This window comes from Deltaproteobacteria bacterium (genome assembly GCA_016930875.1).
GTDB lineage: Bacteria > Desulfobacterota > Desulfobacteria > Desulfobacterales.
This window is the reverse complement of record JAFGFW010000207.1, coordinates 1-9,901: the sequence shown is the minus strand read 5'-3', so window position 1 is coordinate 9,901 and position 9,901 is coordinate 1. Positions and strand designations below refer to the sequence as shown.

General features: G+C 49.3%; 4 protein-coding genes. All 4 read right to left on the bottom strand.

Features of this window, described 5'->3' with window-relative positions; genetic code table 11:
- Nucleotides 1-234: 234 nt before the first annotated feature.
- From JW883_17195 to JW883_17180, 4 genes are read right to left on the bottom strand one after another with little or no spacing between them, the layout of a single operon-like run.
- Entirely contained in the window at nucleotides 235-3,906 is a 3,672-nt protein-coding gene (locus JW883_17195) for an AAA family ATPase (protein ID MBN1843999.1), read from the bottom strand.
- An 11-nt stretch (nucleotides 3,907-3,917) separates the two neighbouring features.
- Nucleotides 3,918-5,147 carry an exonuclease SbcCD subunit D C-terminal domain-containing protein gene (locus JW883_17190; protein ID MBN1843998.1) on the bottom strand — a complete coding sequence of 410 codons (1,230 nt, stop codon included), beginning with the start codon at nucleotides 5,145-5,147 and terminating at the stop codon, nucleotides 3,918-3,920.
- Nucleotides 5,148-5,169: 22 nt separating this feature from the next.
- On the bottom strand, nucleotides 5,170-7,230 hold the full coding sequence (locus tag JW883_17185) for a UvrD-helicase domain-containing protein (protein MBN1843997.1): 2,061 nt from the start codon (nucleotides 7,228-7,230) through the stop codon (nucleotides 5,170-5,172).
- Nucleotides 7,223-9,313 carry an AAA family ATPase gene (locus JW883_17180; protein MBN1843996.1) on the bottom strand — a complete coding sequence of 697 codons (2,091 nt, stop codon included), beginning with the start codon at nucleotides 9,311-9,313 and terminating at the stop codon, nucleotides 7,223-7,225. The genes JW883_17185 and JW883_17180 overlap by 8 nt, the downstream gene beginning before the upstream one ends.
- Nucleotides 9,314-9,901 lie beyond the last annotated feature (588 nt).

Below are 9,901 nucleotides of genomic sequence, written 5' to 3'. Positions count from 1 at the left end.
TTTTCTGAGACGCGTTGAATCGGAATGCCGCCGAATCCGAGACGCGTGATTTCCAAACCCGTCTTTCCCAGGATAACTTTTTTTGTCATCATTCTCTCAACTGCCTCCTCTCGTCTCTTGATCCCCTAAATAACTATTGCCCCATGTGTCTTCTTACTGCGCGGGTCTGCTTGCTGGTTTTTTAGAGATTATTTTATAGGTCAAACGGAGCCTTGGCCCCATTTTCTTCCCTTTCTAATTCCTCCGGCATCCGGGGCCGCTCAAGCTGCTTCGGCCCCCTGTTTCGGGGATCACCTCTATTTGTGTGCCGATGCGCTCCTTGAGTGCAGTGACATGTGATATAACACCGATGAGTTTGCCGTCCTGCTGCAGTCCCGCCAGAGTTTCCAAAGCTGTTTCGAGGGCGTCGTCGTCGAGCGTTCCGAATCCTTCATCGAGAAAGAGCGAATCCACCCGTACGTTGCGGCTGGCCATTTGAGAAAGACCAAGGGCCAACGCAAGGCTCACGATAAAGCTTTCGCCGCCAGAGAGGTTTTTCGTCGATCTGATCTCCCCTGCCTGGTAGTTGTCGATGACATTCAGTTCCAGCGGTTGTGATACGTCGCGTATGAGCAGATAGCGGTCGGTCATTTTCCTGAGTTGGCGGTTGGCCTGTGTTGTCATCATCTCGAATGTCAGGCCCTGTGCGAAATTCCTGAATTTCTTGCCGTCGGCCGAACCGATAAGTAGATGCAGGTCATCCCATCGGTTGCATTCAGTTTTTTGAGCATCGATTTTTTTGATACGTTCCTGCTGCCTTTCATGGAGTTTTTCGTTTTCACTCAAGGTCTTTATCATGCCGCCGATGTCGATCCTTGCCAGCTTCAAGTCCGAATCAACGGTGTCTATATCTTTCTTGACCGTTTCCACGGTTTGATCCGTCAGATGTTTCTCCCGCTCCGCCGCCAAGGCTGCTGTCTTATCCTTCCTGCGGGCCTCCATCTCAGTTTTCTCCCTGATCAGGTCCTTTTCTAGTTCCCCAAGCCTTTCCCGTTCTTTTTCGGTAAGCAACGCGGATACATAGTCGCTCTCGTTTTCGAATCCGGCCTTTTTGATCCTGTCCGTCAGATTTTTTTCGACTTGTACCAGGTCAATTGCCCGCGTGCGGGTCTTTTTTTCCAGATCGTCTCTCTTCTCTTTAAGGGAGTTGAGCGCTTTTTCCACCTTGGCGTGTTCTTCGCGTGCACCTTCTAAAACCTTACCTGCCTGATCCACTTGACGAACCAGTCGTTTTTCCTCCTGGTCGGGATTCTTCTCACCATATAATTCGCGGCGTGAAGCGCTCTGGGACTCATACTTCTGATTGAGAACCTTACGACCCTCACAGCTCTCCTTCAGATCATGTTCGAGCTTTTCCAAGAGGGCCTTGTCCTTATCAATAGCGGCTGCCATGTCATTGATCTTTTTATCAAGACCGGTTTTCTCACCCACATTCGCCTGCCAGGTGTCTTTGCGCGCAGTCAGCCCTTTCAAGATGGTGTCGAGATCGGTTGAGGAGATCTGCCTGATACCAAAGGGTTCAACATCCTTGAGTGCAGATGCACGGGCCTTCTCAAGCTCCTTACCAAAGGCTTCGACCTCCCTACTCAGCCGCTCGTGCTCATGACCGGCCGTCTCGACGTTATACCTAGCGTCCTGCAGGACCGTGCCCTGGCCTTCCAGGAGCATTCTTAATTTCTGCAGGGCATCTTGTGCGGCCTTTTCCTTTCGGTTTATTTCTTCAGCGGCAACAATAATCCCTGATATTGCAGCTATCTTCGTGTGAGCATCTGCCAGCGCTTCAAGTACTTTCACAGCTCGTTCTTCAGGAGCCGCTTTGATATTCAGTTTTAGCATGGTGTCGGTGCATTGTGTACCATCGGCGTCCAGCGCAGCCTTCTTTTCGTCTCTCTCTTTTTCAACATACCCGATTTCCGCCAGCATCTTGGCTTGCTCTGCTTCCAGCTTGCTCAAATTCTCAACTACTTGTTTGAAGTCAGCTTTTGCATCCTTCAATTCTTTTTCCGCGGTGTTCAATTCGGGGACATTGCCTTGCGCATAGGGATGATCGAGGGCACCGCACAGCGGGCATGGCGTGCCGTCTTCAAGTCGCGTCCTTTCTTCCTCAAGGTCACGGATACGGCAGAGGAGGGATACCTGTGTTTCCATGGCTGCAACAGTTCCTTCCAAAAGCGCTTTTTTATCGGTACAGGTTTTGATCTCACCGGAAAGCTTCTCATGACCGGCCTTTAATATTCCCTGTCGTGTGTTCAGCTTGTCCAATGCTGCGGATGCCTTGCCCATCTTTTCAATGGTGCCACTTATCTGCCTCAGAAGACCCTCACGTTCTTTTAGGGCACTCTGTTCCTTATGCCACTGGCCGAGTTCACGTCCCTTGAGGACGGAGACGGCCTTTTCTGTCAGTACCTTCAGGTCACCCTGCTGCCTCTCGAATTCCTTGCGGGATTTCTCGTGATCGGCCTCTATTGTTTTGTGTGCGGCAATGGCAGCCTCTTTTCCTCTGGCAGCGGTGGCACGCGTTTCTTGAATCTTGATATGCCTTTCTTCACGGTTTCGAAGTGAGGTAAATACCCTGGAGATTGCAGCCAAGTCGTTCACCAGTAAGGCATCGCCAGCGTGCGCTGCCTGGTAGTCGAGGATTACGTTCAAGCCATCCTGTGATTTCTGCAGGGCCTTTGACGCCGTATCAATAGTCACGGTATATGCTTTGCCCTGCTTCTCCGCCGATGATATCGACTTATCCTTCTCCTTGATCTGCCTTTTCTGCTCGCTCAGCCTGGCATCAAGGTCGCGGACCTTTTTGATAACATCCGCTTCGGATTGCTGCCGTTTGCGTTCCTCCTCGAGACCGGCCTCAGCAGCCTTTTTGATAGTCACCCCACCTTCACAGACCTTGTCCGCAAGCGGCAGTGCAACGAGAGTGTCGTGAAGTTCCTTTGTCTCATTTTTCTGCAGATCGCGTAACGCGGTCACTCCCCGGTACTCTCCCTCCAGTCCAAGGGCCCTCCGTGATTTTTCCAGTCGTAGTCCTTCCGGTTCGAACATCTTCGAGCGTTTCTCAAGATCCTCTGCGTATTTGTCCAGTTCGCAGATCCCCTTTTCCAGCACAGCCACCGTTTCAAGCCAGACAGCAGCCTTTCGGAGGCATTCAAGGCGGACACTCCGTTCCGACTCATATGACTGTTTTTCCTTCAGGTCCGTCTGCAGGTTCTTCTCTTCCTCCGCGCTTAATACTTGAATTCCCTTCAGTTCAGCCTGTAGCAGCTCCAGCTTTTCAAGTTCTTCTCTACTGCGTTCATGCACTTTTACGGATATATGACTGTAAATTTCGGTGCCGGTAATTTGCTCAAGGATAGGAGCTCGCTTATCGGGGGATGCCTGAAGAAAGGCTGCAAATCCGCCCTGGGCGAGCAGCATCGAACGGGTAAAACGCTCAAAATCCATACCCGTGACCTTCTCGATAAATTCATTAACCTGGGTTATTCTTGATTCCAGGACTGTCCCGTTTTCTGCATCGGCTATTTCATGCTTTGCCTGTTGTAACTCACCATCAGACCTTCTCCGAGCACGGTGCTGGCTCCAGTGGCAGCGGTAACAGCCCTTCTGGGTCTCGAATGTCACTTCCGCAAAGCATTCGCCTGTCTGGCGTGACATGATCTCGTTGCTGCTTTTCGTAACCTTGTCAAGGCGGGGCGTCCGTCCGTAAAGCCCGAGGCATAGAGCGTCCATAATGGTCGTCTTTCCTGCACCGGTAGGGCCGGTGATGGCGAATATGCCGTTAAACGAATAGTCCGGGTAGGTGAAATCGATATTCCATTCCCCTATGAGAGAATTAAGATTCTTAAACCGAACACCAAGTATCCTCATGCAATGTTCTCCTATTCAGCCATCGGGTCCGCTTCGTTCAGAGCTACTATTATTTCCTGAAATGCACTCACAAGCGCCGAGCGCCGATCCTCCGGTATTTCATGCGATTCCAGGCAGCGCATAAACACATCCGTTACGTCCAGATCGTCGAGTGTTTCTTCCGCATCTATCCCACTCATAGCCCGTTCCAGCACACGATTGTTTTTAACGCGGAGAACCTCCAGGCCCGTTTTCTCGACTGCCTCATCCAGCTGCTCCCGCAGATTCCCGGCAACCTCATCTCCATCATAGACGATCTCCAGCCAGGCAGTGCTTTCCTCGGATTTCAAAAGATCGATGCCTCGAGCAATGGTCTTCCAGTCTCCCCTCAAGGTTCTCAACGGCTGGAATTTGGGGATGGGGATCGTGGCGACCATGGGCGCATGATCTGAAAACTCCACCATGACCACGCTCTTTTCCTGCCCTGCCTCGCCGAAACCGATGGGAAGCGGCGACCCGGCATAGCGTATGACATCGGAACCGCCAACCCGTTGAGGAATATGAAGATGCCCGAGGGCAACGTAGTCGACATATTCGGGGAATACATCCCTTCTGACCTGGGCCAGCGAGCCGATATACAGTTCACGGACCCCATCACCGTCAACGGTCTCGCCCCCGGCGGCAAAGAGATGCCCCATGGCGATAATCGGGATATGCTTTTTCAGCAGTCCGCGCTGCTGCTGCGCCGTTTCACAGACTATCCGGTAATGAGCCCGGATTCCCTCAATGATCTTCCGGTCCTTGTCTTCAATACTCTCCCCGGCTTCAGCCGTGCGGATATCCCGGTCTCTGAGATACGGAACGGCGCAGACAATGAGACGGGGCTCTTGATCAGAACCGGTAATCACAATCAGTTCGTCCTCGGGAGCGTCTGATGCGCTTCCCACGACATGGACATTCAGGAACTTCAGGAGTTCTCTAGGCGCGTTCAGGAAAGACGGTGAATCATGATTCCCTGCCGTTACCACCACATTGCGTTTCGGAGAGGCCGCGACACAGCAGAGAAACCGATAATAGAGTTCCTGTGCACGATTGCTTGGAGTGCTGTTGTCAAACACGTCTCCTGCCACAAGCAGGGCATCGATATCTTCTTGTTCAATAAGGTCTGCCAGCCAGTGCAGGAATACCTCGAACTCCCCATATCGCTTGCGGCCATTGAGGGCACGGCCAATGTGCCAGTCGGATGTGTGTAGTATTTTCATAAATTCCTTATGGTAAAAAAAATCAAGAGGATAATATCGGTTGAACCTGCCAACCGCAACTTTTAAGATTTTCTGCCATCTGCTGGTCTATATTGCCCATGCTATCCTTAAACGTGCTCTGTTTCATCGCCAAGCAAAGGAGGTGGGTCGGGCGGGTCATTGCTACATAATGAAGCTTGAGACGATATTGCTGTTGTACCCCTTTACCTTGCCCCCCAAAACTACTCTTGCACAACCAAGGCAAGAGCAGTTCAAGATTGTGTCGACTTCTATTGTCTTGCCAGAATGTCTCTAGAACCAGTGTGGACATGTGTGTCTCACCCTTAACCGAGTGTACTGATCCAACGCGAATAACAACGTTCTTTCCGTTCTTGGAAAAATGATAGATGTTGTCACGGCTTTTTTGGGCAATTGGTGGCGTCACGGAATCACCAGGCACATCTTTCCATGACAGGAAGCTGATTGCTTCCGAATTAAACTGGGATGTACCGGCGATAGTCTTTGCGATGTCATGCACAAGGCCTCTCCAATGCCCATTCCATGTCTCTTCTGTTGGGATAAATCTCTCTACAGAGAATTTGGTGATAAGCTCTATGTAGAGCTCTCGCACATCGATATGTTTTTCCAAAAGATTCAATACATACCGGTGACTGTATCTGCGTTGTGAATGAGTTGCCCCGTCTTCTACCATCCTAACTAATCGCAGAATTCCTTCAGCGATTTTTTCGACAGCCCAATAGCTTTCACCGGTTGTTTCTGACTTTCCTTGTCCGGCGAAGACATACTGCACGAAAGTATGCGGCTTTGGTTCGCTTATCGATAGTTCTGGATCGTAGTCTGGCCAGTAATGACCAACATGGCGCGGTTTATGATCATCTCCCTTATCTCTGTGGACTTGACCGACAGCCACAAACTTTCCTTTACTCGATCCTTCATTCAACTCTTCTTCAGAAAAAGTGTCGATGAGCAATTCTCCATAGGCATTCAGAACCCTATCTATACTATGCTCATCGAATAGAAAAATGGTGTGGCGCCCCTCTTGTGCACCAGAATCAAGAATCTTCTTCTTGGGACCGTGCCCTTTCAGGCCACAAGGAAAGGGGATAACTCCAAGAGGGTCGACCAGGTTAGCGATTTCCTGTCCGAAGCGATGGCTGTTTGGCAGATCCTGCTTTATTGAGTCAATTGGGAACTTGTCTGTGGTTGCTTCCTTGGCTCCAAGAAAATCGAAGATGGCCTGGTTTTCATCACCAAAACGTTGGCGGATAACCGCTCCATCTCCATCCATGAAAATGCGGCGGAGAATCTTTGATTGATCTTCACTGTTATCCTGGGCTTCATCTATGAACAGAAGGGGAAAGCGGCTACGTATAATCTGAACAGCATCAGGGGTCTTATCCATCAGTTCCCCTGCCCACATGAACATTTCATCATAACAATGATAACCTTCACTGATAGAACGCTGTTGTACCGTTTGAATATCACAGTATGTACTTGTTGCTTTTCCAAGTATATTCCCTTTACCCCAACGCACTTCGCCCAAACAGTAATCGGGAGATTTAACCTCTAATATTGAACTGGAGATGTGATTTTTTTCAAGACCACTTCGAGTTGCATATGGTAAGGCCTTCCAACGTCTTTCAAGACATATGTCACTATCAATCATCTTGATCTGAAAGCCTTTGGATCTTATCCATGGTAAGGCAAGAAATTCATTCACGAACCCATGAATGGTTCCAATAAAATGTGGATAGGATAACAAACTCCGCCCTACGGTGGTATGACCGAGACGGGTTTCAATTTGGTGGCGTGCGGCGTTGGTATGGGATATTACACAGATCCCGCGTGTGCGGTATTTCCACTTTATTCCCAAGACCGCCAACTTCGCCACCAACAACGTGGTTTTCCCACTACCAGGACAGGCTGCAACGTCGATTGGTGCCAAAGTCTTGAGGACCTCTTGACGCGGGTCAGTCCCATCTTCTCCCTTGAATGCGTTAGTCGGAAGATTTAGAAGACTTGTTGCCCAACAGATATCATCATTCGTAATCTCAGATGGTTCGAACGGAAGGTCGTCATTCACTGGCCAGTACCTCTTTACTGGGACTTTCATCTTTTGTCCCAGTCCCTGTTACGTAGTCGATGGCCGCGACTAGATATTTTGGAAGTCTCCCCCGTAAATTATCGGAGGTTAATTCACCTCTTTTATTTTTTGACTGCAGTCGTTCTGCCAGATACTGCGCAGCTATTGGTTTGGACACGCCATTCTTAGCAAACTTTGCATAGATCTTCGCAGCGAGCACTTCTTCCATGGTACAATTATCTTTTTCTTCCGTTGCCACCTTAAGGGCACCGAATTCCTTGATTGCTGTTTTCTCCACCTCGGGAAAAGTAGTTTTTTGGTTATTGATGCTGTCATCTTTTTCGGCGAGGCAGGCTGCTATGAAGACATCTTCGGCTAAGCCGCCGGGGAAAATGTCATCCTCGTTTTTCGGCCCGAGCGCCAGATCGTACTCCAAAGTCCATTCATCAGAGATGAAGCTTTTGACATATTGACCGCTAGCTTTTTTATCCTTCGCGTCACGGTGTAGGGCCAAGGCAGCGTTATCATCGAAATCTCTTTTTGCCTTCCATCGGCGCGTTGTCATCTCCGGCCAATCATCATCTTCTTTGATCTTTCCAACAATGACAGGTGCACAATCCGGCATAACATCCATGTCGGTTACGCAGGCGACGGGGATATCGAGCTGACTCTCATGAATAATTTTCTTGATCAATGCCAGTTGGTCATCGGTCAGATCATTTTGTTCCAGTCGCTTCATATCCTCGGTGACGCACTTGCGTTGAAAGATACGAGCATAACGTCTTAGTCCCACGCCACCTACGTTCACGATAGATACGCCGTGTTCAGTGAAATCACAACCGAGTATGTTCGCCAACGTGGGCAATAGTATGTTCTCCGCGTCCCCCTCGACGATCATGACACCGCGAGCGAAGAACAGATTGGCCTTGGTAACATCAAGGAAGCGCTTAAGAAATTTGTAGTCCGAGGGCTCCAGGTTCGTTTCTCCCTCAGCCAGTGAAAAGGCTCGCCCGTTGCGAACCATCACTATGTTGTCCAGTTCAATAGCCGAGGCAAGGTTCGGGCTGTGGGTGGTAATGATGACCTGGATTCCCTTTTCCTTTGCCTGTTCTTGCAATGACCTCATTACCTGCAACTGCCGTTGTGCATGAAGATGGGCACTTGGCTCTTCGATCAGCAGCAGCTTGTTTCCCTCATCCTCTTGACCTAAGAGAAGAAGTTCGCAGGCAATGAACAACAGATTATTTGAACCCAAGCCGAGTTTACCCGCACCTCCAAGGATGAGGTCGAGCTTCTCTAATAATTGCCGAAGGCGGACGTCTTCTGAAGACGTCGAACCACTTACCTTGATAATGCTCTTGAGGCTGTCCCAACGGAGGGAAAGCCCTTCGAGATGCGTGTCGATCTCGGTTCGTGTATTTTTAATCCCTTTTTGATTCTCAAGCAGAGAATTGGCAAGATCGCCAATACCGAGTACGTTGAGTTTTTTCGGATCGATATTACCGGTAGGATCGTATCCAACTCCTTCAGTCTTGACCTGATCCGTGTGATGCAGAACCTGAGCTAGCCGCGAACCGCGACCGGCAGACAAAGCTTGATCGGCATTACGCAGGGGTCTCAGGTAGGTAGCTCGTAATAATTCGCGTGCTTTTGGATCAATGCTCGGGCCATCGCCGTTTTTACCGGAATGGACCTCAACTCGCCGGTAGGGCCGACCTTTCGGTGCATCCCCTGTATCCTCGGCCGTCCAATTGACATAAAAAACAGGATCAGTCTCTCCATCTTCGTTGTAGGTCAGATATTCGACAAAGGCCCTTTTGTCCCGTGCGTTCAAGCCTTCGAATTTACAGATGATCCTTATTTCGCGGGAGGTCCCCTCGTTACAGAAGTCGGTATCTTCCAACCGATACCATTCCTGATCCGTTGTCCCCAGCACGAAGCGCAACGCATCAATTATGGCCGTCTTACCTGTATCATTCTCACCAACCAATGCAGTCAGTTTAGGGTTAAGGGATAACTCAAAGCGATTATCTGCTTCACCGAAACAGCGAAAATTCTCAATAGTTATTTTTGATAGGTACATCGTGCCCTCTCTTACATTATAACCCTTCCAACAGAATATTAAATTCACCTAACACATCAAGATACCTGGTGTTTATGCCCCTTTTTGGCAACAATGCCTACACCCCTTCCTCTGTTTTGGAGTCAGCTGGATAAGCAGGAATATCTTTATTCATTGTAATCTGTAATATCTTCATAACCGAAACCGTCAAAGAACCCTGGCATGCTACGCACAAAAAAGCCCTGTCTCTCTTTTCGAAAAACAGGGCTTGTAGCACTCGAGCCATGATCCCTCCGTGTTTGTATCAGGTTAAAGCATGTACATTGAAGAAAATATTGTATAGAATCTGTTCGCTCCCTATCGCCATTTCTGACATATGTCAATAGTTAATAGGGTGCGAGTTCGCATTCTTTTTAAGGAGATATGAACCCATCACCCTATTATTGTAATTGCTTATATCATTTGGTCCTCGGCTTTTTGTAGGTTGTCGGACCGTTCGGCCATTCTGACTTGTCATACCAATCTTTCGGATAGCCGACTTCCTGGGCCATTTTTTCGGGCGCGTTGACATAGCCATCGTCATAACGGGCCACAAGAAGCCAGGCAAGA